Source organism: Ensifer sp. ENS09 (assembly GCF_014852425.1).
Lineage (GTDB): Bacteria > Pseudomonadota > Alphaproteobacteria > Rhizobiales > Rhizobiaceae > Ensifer.
On sequence record NZ_JACVBP010000001.1, the window covers coordinates 1,180,832 to 1,200,783 of the forward strand.

Consider the following 19,952-nt stretch of genomic DNA (forward strand, 5'->3'; position numbering starts at 1 on the left):
GTTACCCTTTCACCGCGCCGAGCGACAGGCCTTCGACGAGGTAGCGCTGGGCGTAGAGTGCAAGTGCGAGCGTCGGCGTGACCGAAAGAACGATGGCCGCGGCGATCTGCCCGTATTGGATGCCCGATGAAGTGACGAAGGCAAGTGCGCCAACCGTCACCGGCTGCTTATCGGCGGACGCCAGCACCAGCGCGAACACGAAGTTGTTCCAGGCGAAGATGAAGGCGAGCAGTCCGGCGGCAGCAATGCCGGGGCCGGCAAGCGGCAGCGCGATCTTGCGGAAGGTCGCAAACCAGGAATGGCCGGCGATGCGATAGGCATATTCGACGTCGGCGGAGATGTCCTCGAAGTAGCCGCGCACGATCCAGAGGATCAGCGGCAGGCAGATCAGCTGGTAGACCCAGATCAGGCCGAAGTAGGTGTTGGAGAGGCCGAGCCACTGGAAGTACTGGGTCAGCGGCAACAGCACCAGGAGCGGCGGCGCGAAGCGGAACGAAAGCAGCGTGAACGCGATGTCTTCCGAGCCTTTGAACTTGTGACGGGCAAAGGCGTAGGCCGCAGGCACGCCAAGCACCAACGCCACGGCAACGGAGGCGACCGACAGGAAGATCGAATTGCCGAGATTGCGCATGAAGGCGATGTCGAGCGTTCCCGCCGCCGTCTGCAGCTTACCGGTGATCAGCGCCGCATAGTTGGACAGCGTCGGCGAGAACACGACCGACGGCGGGATGGCGAGGATCGTCTCGTTCGTCTGGAACGACATCAGGAAGATCCAGAAGATCGGGAACATGAAGAAGACGACGACGAGCGTCAGGGCGAGACCGCGCAAAGTCCGTTCGAGCGGAGACATGGTTTCCATTGGTCCCTCCTTTACGCTTCGCCGCGTGCGCGTTCGCGCAGCCGCAGCCAGTTCTTGATGAAGACGTTGGACAGCGTGTAGGTGATCGCCCACAGGATGATCAGCAGTGCTGCCGAACGGCCGACATTGGTCGACTGGAAGAAGTTGAGATAGGCCTCGACCTGGAAGACGGTGAGCGTGTTGCCGGGCCCGCCTTGGGTCATGGCGTAGATGATGTCGAACTGCTGGATACTGTCGAGCAACCGGAACAGCGTCGCCGTCAGGATGTAGGGTGTGAGCATCGGCAGGGTGATGCGGAAGAAGACGAAGCTGCGCGGAACGCCATCGAGTGCCGCCGCCTCGAAGGGCTGGGTCGGCAGCGACCGCAGGCCGGCCAAAAGCAGGATCATGATGAAGGGCGTATAGACCCAGATATCGACGAGCACGACGGTCAGAAGTGCCGTGTCCGGCGACGACGCCCAGCGGAAATCATGCAAGCCGATCAGGCTTGCGAGATAGCTGAGGATACCGAAGCTCGGATTGGTCATCAGCTTCCACATCAAGGCGGCGAGCGCCGGCGCGATCATCAGCGGCAGGAGCAGCATGATCGAGATGAAATTGTTGACCGCGGAGCGCCGCTGCAGAAGCAGCGCGATGCCGAGGCCGAGCAGCAGTTCCAGCGTCACGGTGAGGCCGGCATAAAGCAGCGACACCTTGAGCGTGTTCCAGAAGGCCGGATCGGTGAAGAAGTTGAGATAGTTTTCGCCCCAGTTGAACTGGCGCGCCCAGGGCTGGCTGAGGCGATAGCGCTGGAAGGAATAGATGACCGCCGTGAAGAACGGGATGAGGATGCCGATACAGACGAGCAGCGCCGGCAGGCTCAGCACGTAGGGAAGCATCTTCCTGCTGATCCTGAAACCGGAGGCTGGTCTTTTGAGGGTTTCTGTTGAAGCCATGTCGAGCTCCGTTCCTGACGTCTTTAAAGAGCACGCGGCACGCGGCGGCCTTCAGGCGTCGCGCCAGTTCCTCGGCATCTCAGGTTGATTTCGATGCGGCCTCAATGAGGTCGCAACAGGCCGGCTCAGCCGGCATCGCGGGATGCCCGGCGCCACCGGAGCGCCGTGCGTTCAGACGAACGCACGAAGGACGCTCTGGCACTCTGGCGCCGGGCATCGCTTGGGAGGCCTATCAGCCGAGACCCGCCTCTTGGAGCTGGCGGTTGATGCTTTCGACGAGCTGGTCGAGACCTTCATCGACGGGCACCTGCTTTGCCACCATCTTCTGCAGTGTCGATGCCCATTCGGTGGTGACGTCGAAGAACAGCGGCTGCGGCGTGAACTTGATGGAGGCGCCGGCGGCCGAGGCGTCGAACATTTCGACATAACCCGGATACTTGCCGTTCAGCTTCTCGCGGAACATCTCGTCCTTCCAGATCGACTGGCGAACCGGATCGACGAAGTCCATCTTGGTGGCGCCGAACAGCGCGTGCTCCGGACCGGAAGCCCATTGCAGGAAGTACCAGGTGGCGTCCTTGTCCTTGGAGAAGTTGGACATGGCAAGCGACCAGATCCAGATGTTCGGCGTCGAGGCGGTCGCTTCCGGGTTGGCGGCAAAGGCCGCATAGCCGAGCTTGCCGGCCATCTTGTTGTCGCCGCCGTTCATGAAGTAGCCGAGGCAATCGGCGTCGAAGATCATCGCCGAGGCGCCGGCGCCAAGGTCGGTGCCGACCTGGTACCAGGTGTAGGTCGACCAGTCCTTCGGACCGCTTTCCTGGATCATCTGCACGAACTTGGCGTGATAGGCCTTGGATTCCGCCGTGCCCATCGCTGCCGACAGCTTGCCGTCGGCCGAGACGTTCAGGTCCTTCTGGTTGAAGTTCGCATAGCCCGACAGGAAGCCCGGATGGATCGTTGCCCAGGAGCGCGAACCGCGAACGCCGATGCCGTATATACCGCCGATGTCCTTCTGCAGCTTGGCCGCAACCGTGATCATGTCGTCGAGGTTCTTCGGCAGCTCGACGCCGGCCTTGTCGAACATCTCGCGGTTATAGGTGATGTTGTTCTGCTCGAATGCCCACGGAATGCACCACTGCTTGGCATCTTCCGAACCGAGCGCCCCGCCCGGCTGGCCGTTCCAGGCGCAGGAGTTCTTCACGCCGGCCAGGAAATCGTCCCAGTTGTAGTTGGGGTTGGTCTTGGCCGGGTCCTTGATCCACTCGTTGAGGTCGGCGATCCAGCCGGCCGGACCGTAGGTCCAGGTCATGTAGGCGCCGGTCATGAAGGCATCGTATTCGGCCGAGCCCGACGACAGCGCCGCCGTCACCTTGTCGAAATAGACGTCTTCCGGGAACACGTCATAGGTAACGTCGATGCCCGTCAGGTCCTTGAAGGCCTGCAGGTTGGCAATCATCGCATCGGCGTAAGGGTGCTTGTTCAAAAGCAGCTTCAGCTTCTTGCCGGAATGTGCCTTCCAGTCGAAATCGGCGGCCAGCGCCTGCGTCGACATCATGTTGAACAACGTGCCGGCCGTGCCGGCTGCCAGGCCTGCAGCCCCCAATCCCTTGAGCATGCCGCGGCGGTCCACCTCCCCACGCAGGAATGCGCTGATGAGGTCCTTCTCCTTCTCGTACATTCGTCTTCTCCTCCGTTGCGGGTATGATTGCGACTGCCGGCTACCCCACCGGTATTCCTCCCTTTAAGACCGCGAGCAGATCCTCCCTGCCCTCATGGCCTCGAATGTCTCAGCGCCTCATGCGCCGTCGGCGGCCAGCGCCCTCGCAGTCCTCTCGTCGGTAATGAGACCGCTCAAATGCCCGCTGGCGAGAACGGCGCGGATGGCCGGCACCTTGATCTTGCCGCCGGCCACAGCGACCGTGCGGCGGTTCTTCAGGTCCTCGCGGCTGAGCGTAAACGTGCGGTCGGAAAGCGTGGTTTCGACCGGCTTGCCGTCGCGGTCGAAGAAGTGGCCGAGGAGCTCGCCCATTGCCCCGCCCTTCTGGATGTCCTCGATCTCGCTGGTCTCGATCATGCCGGTCGAAACCAGCGAGGCTTCGCGCTCGACGGTGCCGATACCGACCATCAGGAGATCGGCGGTCTTGGCGAGATCGAAGACCTCGCGCACGCCGCGCTGGCTGAAGAGCACATCGCGATCCTCGATCGTGTTGGCGAAGAACGGCACCGGCATGACATAGGCCTCGGCACCGGTACGCTCGGCGAGCCGGTGGATCACGTCGTGCGGGTTGGCGGAGAACTTGCGGGTGAGCCCGCCGAGCAGCGAGACGAAGCGGGTGTTGCCGCTTCCGATCCGTGGCAGGTATTCGACACAGGCGGCGAGTGTGCGGCCGTGGCCGACGCCGACCAGCGCGGTCTCTCCGCGCTCGATCTCGCGCTTCAGGAACTGCGCGCCGGAAATGCCGAGCGCCTTCAAGGGCAGCTCGTCAGAGTCAAAGTCCGGCACCACCTCGCAATAGTCGAGGCCATAGCGGGCCGAAAGCGCCTGCTCGAGTTCAACGCATTCGGAAACTTCGCCGTCGATATAGACCTTCACCAACCCTTCCTGGTTGGCCTTCATGATCAGCCGGTGGGCTTTCAGCGAGGTCAGCCCCAGCCGCTTGGCGACCTCCGCCTGGGTCAGGCCGCCGGCATAGTGCAGCCAGGCCGCCCGCGTCGCCATGCTGGTCTCGTCGTCACGAATGCCCGTCCCGCCAATCGTCATTGTTTCCACCCGGTTCTTGTTGCGCTGCATGATAATTTTTGCACCGCGTGATATTTTTATCCGTTGGTGAAAGAAATTTCATGGCGTGAAAAAAATGTCAATAGCGCCTGACAAATGAGCGATCACGTTTGTGAAGACGCGGCTGAGCGCTCGCGGCGGCTGCACGCAATGGCAGCGGCCGTCGGCAGGCAACGGAGATCGGGAGCTTCTTGAAAACTGGGAATGCACCGCACGACGGACGATCGACTGACCGTCGGCGGTGCACGGGTCGCCGGATTATTGCCCGAGGTTTCGGAGGTAGAGCGACAGCAATTGCGTCTGCGAGGAAATGCCGAGCTTGCGGTAGACGTTGCGGCGGTGGACCTTCACCGTGCCGGTGGAGATGCCGAGCCGGAGCCCGATCGATTCCGACGAATGGCCCTGCAGCACCAACTCGATGATCGAGGCTTCGCGCTCGGTGAGATTGAGATGTTGCCAGACGCCGTCGGCCGGCGGGTGTGTCGCCTTGCGTTTGCTGCGCCCGGTTTTCGCCAGCGCCGCATCGAAGCGGCGGCCGAGATCGGCCCAATGATGGCGTACCAGGCCGGAGACCAGCGGCTCCACCTTTTTCAGAAGCGCAAACTCAGCAGCGCTGAAAGTCCCCGTTGCCTCGCGCCGCATCAGCGAAAGCACGACGGTGATCTGCTCGTCGACCGGCACGAAGAAACCGACCTCTTCGGCAAGCCCGGTCTGTACGTAATAGGTGCGGTAGTATTCCGAGGAGAAGAACCGGTCGGGCGCCAGCTCCCGCATCCGCCAGACGCCGGGCTCGCTCTTGATCGCTGCGTGGTAGAACGGGTCTAGCAGGTAGGGCCCGGCCTGGTAGAGGCTGACGAAGAGCACGTGATCCCTGGCGTTGAAGGTGCTGTAGAGATCGATCGGCCGTTCCTTGCCGCGATAGGCGAAAACGACCACGTAGTCGAAGGTCATCAGCTTTGACATCAACCGCCGATAGGTGGAGCCGACGGTCTCGTCGTCCATCGCCGCACCCGCCACCAGCGGCGCCATGACCTGAAAAAGTCCTTCGAGATCGACGCTCAAACCGCCCTCCCGGCCGGTGTTTCCTGCTCTGGGGTATACTCCTCACACAGAGCAATCCGCGTTGAAATACCTCTCTCGGGGTATATACCGGCTAGGCATGTGGTGACTAGGCTGCGTGTCAATGACGGTGGAGTGCCGGGATACGAGATCCTGGCGACATCCGAAAACAACCGCAGGGAACAGACGTGACATCCGCTTCGACGAACGACATCGAGTTCCGTTCGGTCGCCAAACGTTATGGCGCCGTGACGGCCGTTTCCGACATCAATCTCGAGGTGCCGCGCGGCGCCTTCATGGCGCTTCTCGGGCCGTCGGGCTGCGGCAAGACCACCTGCCTGCGCATGATCGGCGGCTTCGAGCAGCCAAGCGAAGGCACGGTCTTCATCAGCGGCGAACCGATGAACGGGGTTGCCGCCTATCGCCGCCCGGTCAACATGGTATTCCAGCATTATGCGCTGTTCCCCCATCTCGATGTCGAAGCCAACGTCTCCTACGGCTTGAGGCAGATGCGGCCGCGCATCGCCAGCGCCGAGATCACCCGCCGCGCCCAGGAGGCGCTGGAAATGGTACGGCTCGGCGGCTTCGGCAAACGCCGCATCCACGAAATGTCCGGCGGCCAGCAGCAGCGCGTGGCGCTTGCCCGCGCCATCGTCAACAAGCCGAAGGTGCTTCTGCTCGACGAGCCCCTGGCAGCCCTCGACAAGAAGCTGCGCACCGCCATGCAGATCGAACTGCAGACCCTGCAGCGCGAACTCGGCATTACCTTCGTGCTCGTCACCCACGACCAGGAAGAAGCGCTGTCGATGAGCGATTTCGTCTGCGTCATGAACGCCGGTCGCATCGTCCAGGTCGGCCCGCCGCAGGAAATCTACGACCGTCCCGCAAGCCTCTTCGTCGCCGATTTCGTCGGCAAGACCAACCGCATCGATGCCACCGTCGACGGCGCCTCGTCGCTCGTCCTTGCCAATGGCGCCCGCTTCGCCACCTCCGCCGTCAACGGCACAAAAGGTGCAGCAACGGTGGCGCTGCGGCCCGAGGCGATCCGCCTGACGCGCAACGGTGCTGTCAGCACGTCTGCGCTGGCGGGCACGGTCACGCACCGGATCTTCCTGGGGTCAGCGGTCGAATATTCCGTCGCGGTCGACGGGCTTGGCGATTTCCTTGTCACCGCCGACCGCCGCGCGCTCGGCGACAGCGAACTGGTCGAACCCGGCGAAAAGGTCGGCCTCGCCTTCGATCCGAACGCGCTTCACGTCTTTCCAGCCTGACATCGCCCGGCTTCGAAAAGCCGGTTCTGCCGCCTACGCATGAACGTCAAACAATAAAGGGAACAGCGTCATGAGCAAATGGTACAGAGAAAATGCCCCTATCACCGCCGACCAGCTCTCGGACGAATTGATGCGCCTGAAGCGCGGCTCGGTCACGCGCCGCCATTTCCTCGGCGTCACCGGCCTTGGCCTTGCGACCGCCGTGCTCGCCCGCCAGCCGGGCCTCTTCAATTCCACCGCTTTTGCCGGCGATCTCGGCACGCAGATGTCGATCGCCACCTGGCCGAACTACCACGACCCGGCGACCTTCGAAGCCTTCCAGGCGGCGACCGGCGTTGCGGTCGAGGTCAACGTCTTCGGCTCCAACGAGGAGATGCTGGCGAAACTCCAGGCCGGCGGCACCGGCTGGGACCTCTTCGTTCCCACCAACTACACGATCTCGACCTATGTGAAGCTCGGCCTCATCGACGAGCTCGATATGTCAAAGCTTCCGAACTACGACGCCGCGACCGAGACCGCCCGTTTCACGAACGAGGGCACTGTCGATGGCAAGACCTATGCGGTGCCGAAGAACTGGGGCACGACCGGCATTGCGGTCAATTCGGCGAAGATCAAGAAGCCGGTCACTAGCTGGAAGGAATTCTTCGAGATCGCCATGACCGACGGCGACGGCCGCGCCATGGTGCACGACTACCAGCTCACCACCATCGGCAACGCGCTGGTGTCGCTCGGCTATTCCTTCAACTCGATCAAGCCGGAAGAACTCGCCAAGGCCGAGGAACTGCTGATCAAGGTCAAGCCGCATCTCTACGCCATCAACAGCGACTACCAGCCGTCGATGCGCGCGACCGACGCCTGGATGACCATGTGCTGGACCAATGACGGCGCCCAGCTCAACCGCGACATGCCGGAAATCCTGTTCACGCTCGGCAAGGACGGCGGCGAGATCTGGTCGGATTTCTACGCGATCCCGAAGAGTGCGGCCAACAAGGCAGCCGGCTATGCGCTGCTCAACTACCTGATGGCGCCGGAAAACGCCATGAAGGAGCACATCGCCAACGGTGCGCCGACCACGGACAGCCGCGTCCTGAAGCTACTGCCCGTCGACGTGACATCCAACAAGATCGTCTACCCGGACGAGGCATCGCTGACGCCGCTCGAATTCGGCGCCGCCGTGACCCTCACCGACCCCGGCCGCGCCGAACTGATGGCACGCTTCAAGTCGGCTTGATCTTGCATGTGACTGCCCGTCATCCGCCGGCCGGCACCTTCTCCCCGCTCGCGGGGAGAAGGTGCCGGCAGGTCGGATGAGGGGCTTTCCTCACCGTTTAGCGCGACGACCAAAACATTCTGGAACACAACGGACCAAACCTTATGACCGCGGCAACGAATACGAAGAAAAACCTGGTGACGGCGGCGCTGGTGGCGCCGGCCGCGGCCTGGTTGATGATCTTCCTCGTGCTGCCCTTCATCGCCATGCTGGTCTTCGCCTTTGGCGAGCGCGCACCGGAAGGCGGCTATCAGGCGGCCTTCACCTTTGCGCAATTTGCCAACCTGCCAACGCGAGCGGCCGCCTTCTGGAACACGCTGATCCTGGCGCCGATCGGCGCGCTTGCCTGCCTGCTGATCGCCTACCCGGTCGCCTACTACCTCGCGGTCAAGGCGAACCCGCGCTACCGGCTGATCCTCGTGTCGCTCGTCGTCGTGCCCTTTTGGACCAGCCTGCTCGTGCGCACCTATGCCTGGATGTACATCCTCGGCTCCCGCGGCATCCCGAACCTGCTTTCGATGATCGGCATCGAGGATGTCAGGATGCTGAACACGCCGGGCGCAGTCCTGCTCGGCATCGTCTACGGCTACCTGCCGCTGATGATCATGCCGATCTATGTGAGCCTCGAAAAACTCGACCGCCGCCTGCTCGAAGCCTCCGCCGACCTCGGCGGGAGACCGGTCTCGACCTTCTTCGGCGTCACCCTGCCCTTGTCACTGCCGGGGGTCATGACCGGCGTCGCGCTGGTGACGATCCTGCTGCTCGGCGAATACCTGATCCCGCAGCTCTTGGGCGGCGGCAAGGTGTTCTTCATCGGCAATGCGCTGGTCGATCTCTTCCTGCAATCGCGAAACTGGCCGTTCGGCTCGGCGATCGCCGTCACGCTGGTTGCCGTCGTCGTGGTGATCCTGATGGTGGCGATGCGCATCGCCTTCCGGGTCGCGGGCACAAGACAGGTGGATCTCGTCTGATGCGCGCCTTCATCTCCTCCGTCTATCTCTTCCTCTATGCGCCGATCGCGCTGGTCGTGCTGTTCTCCTTCAACGCCGGACGCAACGCCAGCGAGTTCACCGGCTTTTCGACGGCCTGGTACGGCAAGGCGCTTGGCAACACCTTCCTGGTCTCTGCCCTGCAGAACAGCCTGCTGATCGCCTTCACCAGCGCCACGCTCGCCGCGATCTTCGGCACCATGGCAGCGCTCGGCATGGAGCGGCTGGCGCCGCGCAACCGGGCGATCTTCGATGCGCTCTTTGCAGCGGCCATCGTCGTTCCCGGCGTCGTCATCGGCATCGCGACGCTGGTGGCACTCGTCGCCGTCTTCTCCTTCGTCAATCCGGCGCTGGCCACCATCTGGCCCGGCGACCAGCCACCGCAGCTGGGGCTCGGTTACGGCTCGATCATCGCGGCCCACGGCTTGTTCTCGATGGCGCTGGTGACGATGATCGTCAAAGCCCGCATCGCCAGCCTCGGCCGCGACATCGTCGAGGCGTCAAGCGATCTCTATGCGACGCCGCTCACCACCTTCCGGCTCATCGTGCTGCCGCAGATTCTGCCCTCGATCCTTGCGGGCTTCCTCTTGGCCTTCACCTTCTCCTTCGACGATTTCATCATCGCCTTCTTCGTCGCGGGCTCGAAGACCACGCTGCCGATCTACGTGTTCGCCTCGATCCGCCGCGGCGTGACGCCCGAGATCAACGCGATCGCGACCCTGGTGCTCGTCGCCTCGCTGCTTCTGATCCTGACCGCCCGCATCCTGATGCGCGAAAAGAAAACGAAATCCGGGGAGTGAAACCATGATCCTGAAAGACCGGGTCGCGATCGTGACCGGAGCGGGCTCCGGGATCGGTCAGGCGGGTGCGGCCATCATGGCGCGCGAAGGCGCCCATGTTGTCGTGGTCGACCGCAGCCTTTCGGCAGCAGTAACCGCCGTGGAAGACATCGCCGCGAAGGGCGGCAGCGCCGAGGCGCTGGCGATCGACGTCACCGACGACGTTGCCCTTTCGGACGGCGTTGCCGACATCCTCTATCGCCACGGCCGCATCGACATTCTGCACAACCACGCCGGCGCGCAAGTTGCGGGCGATCTGGAGGAGGTCGAGATCGCGGGCTTCGACCGCTCCTGGAACCTCAATGTGCGCGCCCATTTCATGGCCGCGCGCCTCGTCATGCCGTCGATGCGGGCCGCCGGCCGCGGCGTCATCGTCAACACCTCCTCATCTTCGGGCGTGCTCTACGACCGCGAGATGATCGCCTACACGACCACCAAGCATGCCGTCATCGCCATGACCAAGCAGATGGCCGGCGACTACGCCCGCCACGGCATCCGCGTCAACGCGCTCTGCCCCGGCTGGGTCGACACGCCCTTCAACGAACCTTTCATCGCCCAGATGGGCGGCCGCGGCGCGATCGAATCCTATATCCGCGAAAAGGTGCCGCTCGGCCGCTGGGCCAGCGTCGACGAGATCGCCGAGTCGATCCTCTTCCTCGTTTCCGACCGCTCCTCTTACATGACCGGCCAGGTCCTGGTGGTCGATGGCGGCGAGACGGTGGTGTAGCGAGCCGTTAGGCCGGAACAATACCCCGGCAAGCCCACGCAACCGCCGCAAAGGACCGCGGCCCATCCGGCTGGCCGGCTTCGTAGGCGGCGCGAATGGCCGCGTCGAGCTTCGCCCGCATCCCCGCATCCAGCGAGCCGACATACTTGCCGAGCGGCCCCTCGCCCGCAGAGATCGGCTCCCAGAAATCGGCGAAGGACTGATAGTCCATGCGGATCAGAAGCGAGGTCTGCCGGACGTCCGCGAGGCCGTTCGAGACGAAGCTCTGCATCATCTCACCCGGCCGCATCATCGGCTGGAAACAATAGCGACTGCGCACCTGCTCGGCATTGCCATCGAGCATGGCCGCCACATCGAGCACCATGCGCATGCCCGGCATCCCGCCGTAATGATCCCAGACGACGGCGGAAACAACACCGCCCGGCCGCGTGACCCGGCGCATCTCGGCGACCGCTTTCCCCGATTCCGGCACGAAATGCAGCACCAGCAGCGCCAGCGCCCGGTCGAAGGATGCATCGGCAAAGGGCAGCGCACAGGCATCGGCCTGCTGCACCTTGATCCGCGGATCGGAATTCGCCTTGATCGTCGCCTCGACGAAGACGGGCGAGAAGTCGATCGCGGTAATCTCGCTGACATCGGCCGCACGCGGCAGCGCAAACGTCAGGCTTCCCGTGCCGCAGCCGACGTCCAGAACCCGCTCACCGTCGGTAACACCCGCAAAATCGATGAACAGCGGCGCAAGCTGCCGGCTCCATCGCCCCATCAGCTGCTCGTAGCCGGCAGCACTCTGCACATTGAAGCTCGACGTCATGATCGCCTCCGGCAGTGAGGCGTGCATTGTAGCGTGCGGCAGGAGCGACACCAAGACACCGACGTGCCGCTTGAGCGCGGTCAGCAGCAACAGTGAGAGGAACGTCGGCAGATCGCCTGCGTGAGTGTACTTTCCGCCCCTGCGCGAGTGAACAATCGCCGCCTTGGGCGGCAAGGTGTTTGGCGCATTTGCGACAATTGCGAAAGTGTGGTGTCTCGACGTTTCGCAACGCAGAGAGGATCAACAGCTTTCGCCTTTTTTTGTAACGGCCCGTTCACGCACAAGCGTCGCAGACAGTTTTATCTATTTCGCACCAGTTTCAGCAACGTCTCCAAGATAGTTTGCGCGGCGAAGCCCACAAACGACATTCGCGGCATTGAAATCACAACGGAAACAGAGAAATGAGAATTGTACGTACCCGTCTTTTGAGCATTTTTATCCTTCTGTCTGGTCTTCTGCTGCTGACGTATTGGCTGAAGGAGCAAGATAAGGACAGCCTATCGCGTCAGACCGCAGCACAGCTCTATTCTGAGCAATGCTTCGCAGGGCCGCATCAGAAGCAGTGGGATGATAGAACGCGTTCGTTCTGCTTCTACTACGACCAAAATGGCGACAAACTTTCAGAGAGCGACGCCGAAGCCCGTTACGAACGACGAAAGGACGCGAGGTCGGCCGAAAAAGACCGACTCCGTTCAATTGGCGCGGAAGTGGCCGAAAATGATTCGTGGCTGTGGCAGCACCCTTGATCAGAAAGCTCTCTTTTTTCCAGTGGCACAGGCGGGCAGCTTTCCAAGCGGCTTTCCAAGCGGTCCACCTGCCTCGCTGAATCCTCAAATGTCCGCGCCGGGTCGGGACGTTGGCGGCATTTGCGACTTAGTTCCGCATTTCCGTGCTCGTCTCTGACATCCAGCCACGGCGCGTCCGCGCCATGAATGCCCCTGCTCGACGCGAGGATGAAAGGTTCTCGCGCCGCCGGCGCGGCGCTGCTGGAACTCTGTGACGAGCGCAGAGATGGGGCGGAAACGCCCCCCAAAGCCGAGCAATTACCCTACACCTTCACGTGCCCGATACCCTTGGCGGCGATCTCCTCGAAGCTCTCGTCATAGCCGGCATCCGCATAGCGGATGACGCCGAGGGACGTGTCGTTGGTCAGCGCATAGTCGAGCCGCTCGTCGGCCTCGACCGTGCCGTCTGCAACAACGGTTACGCCGCAGCTCGTCATGTAGCCGGCATAGCCGCCGCCGCCGGAATGCACGACGACGAGGTCGGCCATGGACGAGCAGAGCAGCATGGCGTCGAGCAGCGGCCAGTCGGCGATCGCGTCCGATCCGTCCTTCATCCGCTCGGTCATGATGTTTGGATGCGCCATGGCGCCGGCGTCGAGATGGTCGCGGGAGAACGCGATCGGCCCCTTGAGTTCGCCGGATGCCACCAGTTCGTTGACGCGTCGTGCTAGGGCCGTGCGCTCCCCGTGCCCGAGCCAGGCGATGCGGGCCGGCAGGCCCTCGAAAGGGATATGCTGGCGCGCAAGCCTGATCCAGTTGGTGACGATGCGGTTGTGCGGAAACATGTCGAGCAGCAGATCGTCGATCCGCGCAATATCGCTTTCCTCTCCCGACAGCGCCATCCAGCGGAACGGACCGATGGCGCGGGCAAAGAGCGGGCGCAGATAGGCCTCGGTGAAGATCGGTATGTCGAAGGCATTGGCAACGCCGCCCTCGCGCGCCTGGGTGCGGATCAGGTTGCCGTTGTCGAAGACTTCCGCGCCCTTTTTCTGGAAATCCAGCATCGCCTTGACGTGCTCGACGATCGAGGCCCGGCTCGCCGCCATCAGCTGTCCCTGGCCGTCGTCGCGCAGCGATTTCACCTGGTCGAGGCTCATGCCCTTCGGCACGTAACCGTAGACAAGGTCGTGCGCCGAGGTCTGGTCGGTCACCACGTCCGGCACGATGCCGCGCCGGGCGATCTCCGGATAGATCTCCGCCGCGTTGCCGACGAGGCCGACGGAAAGCGCCCGCTTGTCCTTGACCGCCGCGTCGATCATCGCGAGCGCCGTATCGAGATCGGGCGCGATCTCCTGCAGGTAGCCGATCTCTCGGCGTTTCTTCGCCCGATCGGCGTCGATATCGACGCAGAGGATCGCCGCTCCCGCCATGCGGCCGGCAAGCGGCTGCGCGCCGCCCATGCCCCCGAGGCCGGCGGTCAGCACGAAACGGCCGGAGAGATCGCCGCCGAAGCGGCGTTCGGCAATGCGCATGAAGATCTCGTAGGTGCCCTGGATCACGCCCTGGCTGCCGATATATTGCCAGGCGCCGGCCGTCAGCCCTCCCCAGCAGATCAGCCCTTTTCGCTGCAAATCATAGAACACCTCGGCCTTCGCCCATTGGCCGACGATGTTGCAATTGGCCATGATGACCAGCGGCGCCTTGGCATGGGTCTTCAACAGGCCGACGGGCTTGCCCGACTGGATGATGAGCGTCTGGTCCTCGTCCATTTCGGTGAGCGCCTTGACGATGGCGCGGTGTGCCGGCCAGTTGCGCGCCGCCTTGCCGAGTGCTGCGTAAACGACGAGATTGTCCGGGTCCTCGCCGACCGAAAGCACGTTTTCCAAGAGCCGCAGCAACGCTTCCTGCCGCCAGCCCTTGGCGCGCAGCTCCGGCCCGCCGGGAATGGGAAAACCGGGATGACGGGGATTGGCCTTGGGCATCGTCTCATTCCTTGTTGTTGTCTCGGCGGGGCGGTCCCCAACTTCACTTCGGCGGCAGCGTCTCGACGAAGGTAATCGCCCCATCGAGCAGCCGCTTTCGCAGGGCATCGTCGCCATAGGCATCCGCCCCGGCACGCACCCAGCCATGCATCGACCGCCCGTTCATCACCATCAGCTCGATATCAGGCAGCGCCAGCGCCCAGCCGTCATTGCCCTTGCCGAGCCGGACCAGCAGCGAACCCTCGCGCGCGCCGAGCAGCAGGTTGCCGTGCAGCAGATAGGCCCAGCCGCCGAACATCGCCTTTTCCGAGAGCCCGGCACGGTCGCCGAGCTCTTCGCGGATCAACTCTTCCAGTCCGGCATCGCGCGTCATGACGTCGCCCCTCAGTTGCCTGCAAGCGCGTAGCGGGCAAGTTCGATGCCCATTGCCTTTTCGACCGAGGGATAGACGGTCGGGTCCAGCACGCTGGAAGACAGCGGGATTACGGTCTTCGGCACATGCAGCACGAAGATCCTCATGCCCACTTGCAGCTGGCCGACGCTCAAAGGTTCGCCCTCCGGCGACAGCGTCGTGATGACGTCGGGGAAGGTCGCAAGCCGCGTGCCTTCCGCAGAGTCAACCGCCATATATTCGTTCATCACGTGCAATACCGTCGAGTCAGCGCCCTTCCCCAGCGTCCCCTTTTCCAGTGTAACGGTGCCGATGTCGAAGGCTTCCTTGGTGTAGACGACGGACTTATCGGTGATCGTGCCCTCGGCGAGGATCGCACCATTGGTGGCCTTGACGATGGCATCGATGATGGCGCTGCCGCCCTTGGCTTCGGCAGCGATAATCGCCTCACCGAGCGCCAGCGCCAGCGAGATGCCGCCGAGCGCCGCGTTGGCTTTGACGTAAGATGCCCTGACCGGATTGCGGCAGGAGGCGATGAAGCCACCGGACATATCGGAAGCGGTGCGCAGGATCGGCGAAACCTTGGCGGTGGCGCCGCGCACCACAAGTTCGATATAGCGGTTCTCTTCGCGGTTGCCGCCGACCGCCGTCTGGATCATCGGCTCGGGCGAACCGGCAAGGCCGATCGAGCCCATGTCGCCGGTCGGGTGCGCGCGAATATCGCCGACCGCGTCGACCACCTTGGTGCCGAGGATCGCCGAGGGCAGCCAGCCGTTGAGCGTCGAGGACTTGCCGTTCTGGCCAATGATCAGGCCTGAAAGCTTTTCGCCGAGCGCCTCCTGCAACAGCTGCACCGCCTTGACGTAATCGACCCCGCGCATCTCCCACGGCGTGGTCGAGGCCGGCGCGCCGATCGCGGCCGCCGTCGCCACCCAGTCCTGCGCGTCGAGTTCATCGATCGAGACGAGTTCGGGCTTGCCGATCGAAACCGCAGCATAGCCGAGCATGCGCCCGTGGTCAGCCCAGCCGCCGCCACCGGCCGCATAGACGGAACCGCCCTTTACCGCCGCCTCGACGTCCTTTTCCTTCAGTATCCGGCCCATCTCACACCTTCTCCTGCAATTTCTTGTCGAGCCTCTTCACCGCATCGAAGAGAACGGCGGCGCCAAGCGCGATAACGTCGTTTTCGGCCCACTCCTCCGGCGCATGCGAGCGCCCGCCGAGGCAGGGAATGAAGATCATCGCCGAGCGGGTGATGCGCCCCATCCAGGCGGTGTCGTGACCGGCGCCGGAGGCCATGCGCCGGTGTTTTGCTCCGATCGCGTCGCAGCTTTCTTCCAGCGTCGAAAGCAACAGCGGATCGCCCGGCGTCGGGTGGTTGTCGGAGATCACATTGGCGGGCGGGATGGTCACGCCCGATGCCTCGGCGACACCCTGGCAAAGGGAGCCGAGCGTTGCCAGGAACCGTTCCATCTGCGGCCGCAGCTCGGCACGCGCATCGATCAGCAGCCGGACGCGAGACGGCACCACATTGGCCGCGTTCGGCTCGATCGAGAATTCACCGACCGTCGCGGTGAAATGCCCGTCGCCATGCGAAAATTCCGTCGCCAGCCGCTCGATCTCCAGCACCAGGTGCGAGGCGGCGACCAGCGCATCGCGCCGGTGGCCCATCGGCGTCGTGCCGGCGTGGTCCGCCTGCCCCTCGACGATGATCTCGATGCGGGTGATGCCCGAGATTGCGGTAACGACCCCGACATCGAGCCGGCCAGTCTCCAGCACCGGCCCCTGCTCGATGTGCAGTTCGAGGAACGCCTTGATGTCGGAGCGCTTCGAACCCGAGAGCCGCGACGGATCACCGCCCACTTCGACGATACCCTGCCGCAGACTCAGATCCCCTTGCGTGCGGCTGAGCCAGCCATCCGGCAGCACGCCCGCCATGCCGCGGCTGCCGACGCAGGAAACGCCGAAGATAGACACTTCTTCCGCCAGGAAATCGACGATCTCCAGATCATGATCGAGCTCGATGCCGTTGTCGGAAAGCGCCCGCGCCACTTCGAGCGCCGACGCGACGCCGGCGATGCCGTCAAAGCGGCCGCCCTCCGGCACCGTGTCGGAATGGGAGCCGAGCAGGATGGTGCCGAGCGCCGACTTTTTGCCCTTGCGCCGACCAATCAGGTTACCGGCAGCGTCGATCCGTGTTTCAAGCCCGGCGGCGCGAAAGCGCCGGTCGAGAAAGGCGCGGCCTTCGAGAAACAGCGGCGTGAAGGCGCGGCGCGTATAGGGCCGGTCCGGCTCGGTGATCCCGGCGAGACCGTTGACGATCCCGGCAATGCGGCTCGCATTGACGGGCAGATTGGCCGGAACTTTGTGGGCGGTCTTGCTCATTTCGCCTCCTGAAGCGCCAGGGTTGGAAGCGGCCGGACAAACTGTCCGACACCCGGTTCGGCCAACACCTGGCGACCATCGAAGGCAAGCCGGCCACGCAGATAGGTCGCAGCCACCCGCCAGGGCAGCCGGATACCGTTATAGGGCGACCAGCCGACAACGTTGTGACCGCTTGCCGCCGCATCATAGACATAGGGCTCCGGCGTCATGACAATGATGTCGGCATCCTTGCCGGGCTCCAGCGCGCCCTTTTTATGGTCAAGGCGGAAGTGCCGCGCCGGGTTCAGCGTCATCAGCTCCGCCGCCCGCGTCAAAGGGATGCCGCGTTCCAGCGCGCCCTTGACGAAGAGCGGCACCATGACCTCGAGCCCCGGCACGCCGGATGCGTTCGCCAGCATGTCCGGATTGGTCTTGCGATCTTCCGACCAGCTGACGTGATCGGTCGAGACCATCGTCACTGTGCCATCGGCCACATGCCGCCAGAGCTTCTCCACCTCGGCGCGCGGGCGGATCGGCGGGTTGATCTTGGCCTTGCCGCCGAGACGGCGAACATCGCTCTCCTCGTCGAGCGTCAGGTAGTGGATGCAGCACTCGATCGTCGCCCTGTAGCCCTGGGCGCGGTAGGCAGCGGCGATCTCGTACCCGCGGCCGAGCGAGCAGTGCACAACATGTGCCGGGCAGCCGGTGGCCGCCCCCGTCTCGTAAATCTGGTTGGTGGCGAGTAGCTCCGTCAGCGGCGGGCGCGACAGGCCATGGGCGCGATAGTCGGTGATGCCGGCTGCCTTGACCTTGTCGATCGCCGCGCGCACCGACTCGTCGTCCTCGTTGTGCACGCCAGCAGCAAGCCCCGTCGGCGCGATCGCACGGAAGCAATCTTCGAGAAGTGCAGCCGGAATTCGCGGAAAGCGTTTCGGATCGGTGCCGAAGGTCGAGAACTTGAAGGCGGCGACACCGGCCTCGACCATCTCACCGATGCGCGCCGGTCCTTCCTCGGGATCGACCGTGCCATAAAGCGCGAAATCGACGCGCGCCTGCGGTGCCGCATGGTCGATCTTGCGGCGGAGCGCGTCGGCCGAGCAGACGAGATTGCCCTCGTCATAGGGCATGTCGACAATAGTGGTGACGCCACCGGCGGCTGCCGAGCGGGTCGACCAGATGAAATCTTCCTGGTTCTTCTGCGACAGCGAATGCACCTGTGCATCGACAGCGCCCGGCAGGATAAGCGCGTTGCCGAGATCATGCCGCTCACGCGCCGCCGGTGCCGCCCCCTGCCCGACATGCACCACCTTGCCGTCGCGGACCGCCACATGCCCGCCTTCGACGATCCTTTCGGGGAGAACAACGGTGCCTTTCAGAACGAGATCGAAATCGGACATGCTGCTCTCCCAATCGGATTATTTGTCGAGCGCGAAGAAGTCGTCGAACTCCGGCATCGGCGCGGAGGCGACGAAGGAGCGCAGGAGATCGTGGCAGGTGAAGGCAGCCTGCAGCGCCTCGATCTCCTTCGAAAGCGGCCGGTCCTTCAGATAGATCGCGCTGACGGAGCGGGTCTGGTCGTAGGCCCGTTTGACGATCCCCTGCGGCTGGTCGCCGACGAGGTCGATCGCCTGCGCCGAAAGCATCGCCTCGATCGCCGCCAGTTGGCGCAGATCGCGCACCTGCGTTTCCATGCGCTCGACGATCAGCGGCAGGAAAGTCGCCTCCTCCTCGAGCCCGCCCGCCACCACGATCGACTGCGCCGAAAGCGGCACGGCGAGCGACTGCACGCGCATGTAGAGTTCGACCGCAAGCTTCATCAGCGGCCCGAGCCCTGTCGCGACTTCCCCTGGCGCCACCAGATTGACCGAGAGATTGCGGCGGCCGCCATTCGCAAGAAGGATGCAGCGGTTCAGGACGTTGCGCGCCGCGTGCGAAAAGGCGATCTGCGCCGCCTCGATATAAAGCGTCGTGGTCAGCGGCAGCGAGGCGCCGGAGGAATGGACCTGCCCGCCGATGACAACAGGGTTGTCGTCGGAGAGATAGGTCTGCTCCACCAGCCGGCCGGCCGCAACCAGCAGCGTATCGACCACCGCGCCGAACACCTGGGCGGTCATGCGCAGGCTCAAGGGATCATGAATCGCCGTCGGCACCGGCCAGTCGGAGATGCCCGATTGGCCATAGAGCCATGAGCCGACCACCGCCTCGCCGCGAGTCGAGAGTGTTGCCGCCACCCGCCAGGGATCGGCAGATGCTCCGAGCGCTTGCGACGACATGACCCCGGTGACAAGCAGCACGCGGATGGCCGAGGCCGCTTCGCGCAACACGTTGACTGCCGCCGCGAAGGAAATGGCGTTGACGCTGAGGGCCGCCAGCGCGTCGCGCGGCTGCATGATGAAGGGCTTCAGGCCCGCTTCCGACAGCGCCGTCTCGGCCGTCACGAGCCGGCCCTGATAGTAGGCCTCGCCTACGCCTGTCAGCACTGAGGCGATCTGGCCCATCAGCCCGATATCGGCGCAGCCCATCGAGCCGTGGCGGCGCACGGCCGGAATGATGTCGGCCTCGAGCAGCGCCAGGAACGCCCGGATGAGATCCGGGCTGCAGCCGGTGTGGCCGCGCATCGCAGTATTCACGCGGATCGCGATCGCCATGCGCACGATCGCCGGTGCGAAGAACTCGCCGGTCCCGAAATGGTGGGCGCGCACCAGCGCATTGTTGAATTCGGCGAGATCATCCGCCGTCCACAGGCGATCCTTCATCGAGCCGACGCCGGTGTTGGAACCATAGACTGGCAGCCCCATGGCGACGCGGTCGGCAACCACCTTGTGGGCGGCCGCCACCCGTTCCATGCCGCCGTCATCGGCCACCGGCCGGACCCGTCCCGTCCCGATGTCGCCGAGCGTCGCGAAATCCAGCGGTTTCCCGCAAAGAACAGTGGTTTTGGCCTGATGCAGCAT

Annotated in this window: 18 protein-coding genes; 6 read left to right on the plus strand and 12 right to left on the minus strand. The window is 63.8% G+C overall.

The window, feature by feature from the left end:
• Position 1: 1 nt before the first annotated feature.
• From IB267_RS05905 to IB267_RS05925, 5 genes are all read right to left on the minus strand, one after another.
• A complete protein-coding gene (locus IB267_RS05905) occupies positions 2 to 859 on the minus strand; it encodes a carbohydrate ABC transporter permease (protein ID WP_034792198.1) in 858 nt (285 codons plus the stop codon).
• A gap of 11 nt (positions 860 to 870) precedes the next feature.
• Positions 871 to 1,794 (minus strand): carbohydrate ABC transporter permease, encoded by a 924-nt coding sequence (locus IB267_RS05910; protein WP_034792195.1) that lies wholly within the window; start codon positions 1,792 to 1,794, stop codon positions 871 to 873.
• A 232-nt stretch (positions 1,795 to 2,026) separates the two neighbouring features.
• The gene (locus tag IB267_RS05915) at positions 2,027 to 3,469 is read right to left on the minus strand and encodes an extracellular solute-binding protein (RefSeq protein WP_043615733.1); all 1,443 of its coding nucleotides are present in this window, start codon (positions 3,467 to 3,469) and stop codon (positions 2,027 to 2,029) included.
• Positions 3,470 to 3,586: 117 nt separating this feature from the next.
• On the minus strand, positions 3,587 to 4,552 hold the full coding sequence (locus IB267_RS05920) for a sugar-binding transcriptional regulator (protein ID WP_192447196.1): 966 nt from the start codon (positions 4,550 to 4,552) through the stop codon (positions 3,587 to 3,589).
• A gap of 276 nt (positions 4,553 to 4,828) precedes the next feature.
• The gene (locus tag IB267_RS05925) at positions 4,829 to 5,572 is read right to left on the minus strand and encodes a LuxR C-terminal-related transcriptional regulator (protein ID WP_371742518.1); all 744 of its coding nucleotides are present in this window, start codon (positions 5,570 to 5,572) and stop codon (positions 4,829 to 4,831) included.
• 245 nt (positions 5,573 to 5,817) lie between these two features.
• Here IB267_RS05925 and IB267_RS05930 point away from each other — a divergent pair, with 245 nt between their 5' ends.
• From IB267_RS05930 to IB267_RS05950, 5 genes are all read left to right on the plus strand, one after another.
• Positions 5,818 to 6,900 (plus strand): ABC transporter ATP-binding protein, encoded by a 1,083-nt coding sequence (locus IB267_RS05930; RefSeq protein WP_192446795.1) that lies wholly within the window; start codon positions 5,818 to 5,820, stop codon positions 6,898 to 6,900.
• Between the two features lie 70 nt (positions 6,901 to 6,970).
• A complete protein-coding gene (locus IB267_RS05935; RefSeq protein ID WP_192446796.1) occupies positions 6,971 to 8,131 on the plus strand; it encodes a spermidine/putrescine ABC transporter substrate-binding protein in 1,161 nt (386 codons plus the stop codon).
• A gap of 143 nt (positions 8,132 to 8,274) precedes the next feature.
• Entirely contained in the window at positions 8,275 to 9,141 is an 867-nt protein-coding gene (locus tag IB267_RS05940; RefSeq protein WP_192446797.1) for an ABC transporter permease, read from the plus strand.
• Entirely contained in the window at positions 9,141 to 9,959 is an 819-nt protein-coding gene (locus IB267_RS05945) for an ABC transporter permease (protein WP_104663006.1), read from the plus strand. Before IB267_RS05940 ends, IB267_RS05945 begins: the two co-directional genes overlap by 1 nt.
• A 4-nt stretch (positions 9,960 to 9,963) precedes the next feature.
• Positions 9,964 to 10,725, plus strand: coding sequence for an SDR family NAD(P)-dependent oxidoreductase (locus IB267_RS05950; protein ID WP_192446798.1), 762 nt, complete (start codon positions 9,964 to 9,966; stop codon positions 10,723 to 10,725).
• A gap of 7 nt (positions 10,726 to 10,732) precedes the next feature.
• Here the strand turns inward: IB267_RS05950 and IB267_RS05955 are convergent, their stop codons facing one another.
• The gene (locus IB267_RS05955; RefSeq protein WP_192446799.1) at positions 10,733 to 11,536 is read right to left on the minus strand and encodes a class I SAM-dependent methyltransferase; all 804 of its coding nucleotides are present in this window, start codon (positions 11,534 to 11,536) and stop codon (positions 10,733 to 10,735) included.
• 401 nt (positions 11,537 to 11,937) lie between these two features.
• Between IB267_RS05955 and IB267_RS05960 the strand changes: the two genes are divergently transcribed.
• On the plus strand, positions 11,938 to 12,282 hold the full coding sequence (locus IB267_RS05960) for a hypothetical protein (RefSeq protein ID WP_192446800.1): 345 nt from the start codon (positions 11,938 to 11,940) through the stop codon (positions 12,280 to 12,282).
• Positions 12,283 to 12,584: 302 nt separating this feature from the next.
• Here the strand turns inward: IB267_RS05960 and IB267_RS05965 are convergent, their stop codons facing one another.
• From IB267_RS05965 to IB267_RS05990, 6 genes are read right to left on the minus strand one after another with little or no spacing between them, the layout of a single operon-like run.
• Positions 12,585 to 14,243: a urocanate hydratase gene (locus IB267_RS05965; protein WP_192446801.1), complete on the minus strand. Its 1,659-nt coding sequence runs from the start codon at positions 14,241 to 14,243 to the stop codon at positions 12,585 to 12,587.
• Between the two features lie 43 nt (positions 14,244 to 14,286).
• Positions 14,287 to 14,616 carry a TfoX/Sxy family protein gene (locus IB267_RS05970; RefSeq protein WP_192446802.1) on the minus strand — a complete coding sequence of 110 codons (330 nt, stop codon included), beginning with the start codon at positions 14,614 to 14,616 and terminating at the stop codon, positions 14,287 to 14,289.
• Positions 14,617 to 14,627: 11 nt separating this feature from the next.
• Complete coding sequence (locus tag IB267_RS05975; protein WP_192446803.1) at positions 14,628 to 15,737, minus strand: DUF917 domain-containing protein; 1,110 nt, start codon at positions 15,735 to 15,737, stop codon at positions 14,628 to 14,630.
• 1 nt (position 15,738) lies between these two features.
• The gene (locus IB267_RS05980; RefSeq protein ID WP_192446804.1) at positions 15,739 to 17,019 is read right to left on the minus strand and encodes a Zn-dependent hydrolase; all 1,281 of its coding nucleotides are present in this window, start codon (positions 17,017 to 17,019) and stop codon (positions 15,739 to 15,741) included.
• Positions 17,016 to 18,395, minus strand: coding sequence for a dihydroorotase family protein (locus IB267_RS05985; protein WP_192446805.1), 1,380 nt, complete (start codon positions 18,393 to 18,395; stop codon positions 17,016 to 17,018). The genes IB267_RS05980 and IB267_RS05985 overlap by 4 nt, the downstream gene beginning before the upstream one ends.
• 18 nt (positions 18,396 to 18,413) lie before the next feature.
• On the minus strand, positions 18,414 to 19,952 hold the full coding sequence (locus tag IB267_RS05990; protein ID WP_192446806.1) for an aromatic amino acid lyase: 1,539 nt from the start codon (positions 19,950 to 19,952) through the stop codon (positions 18,414 to 18,416).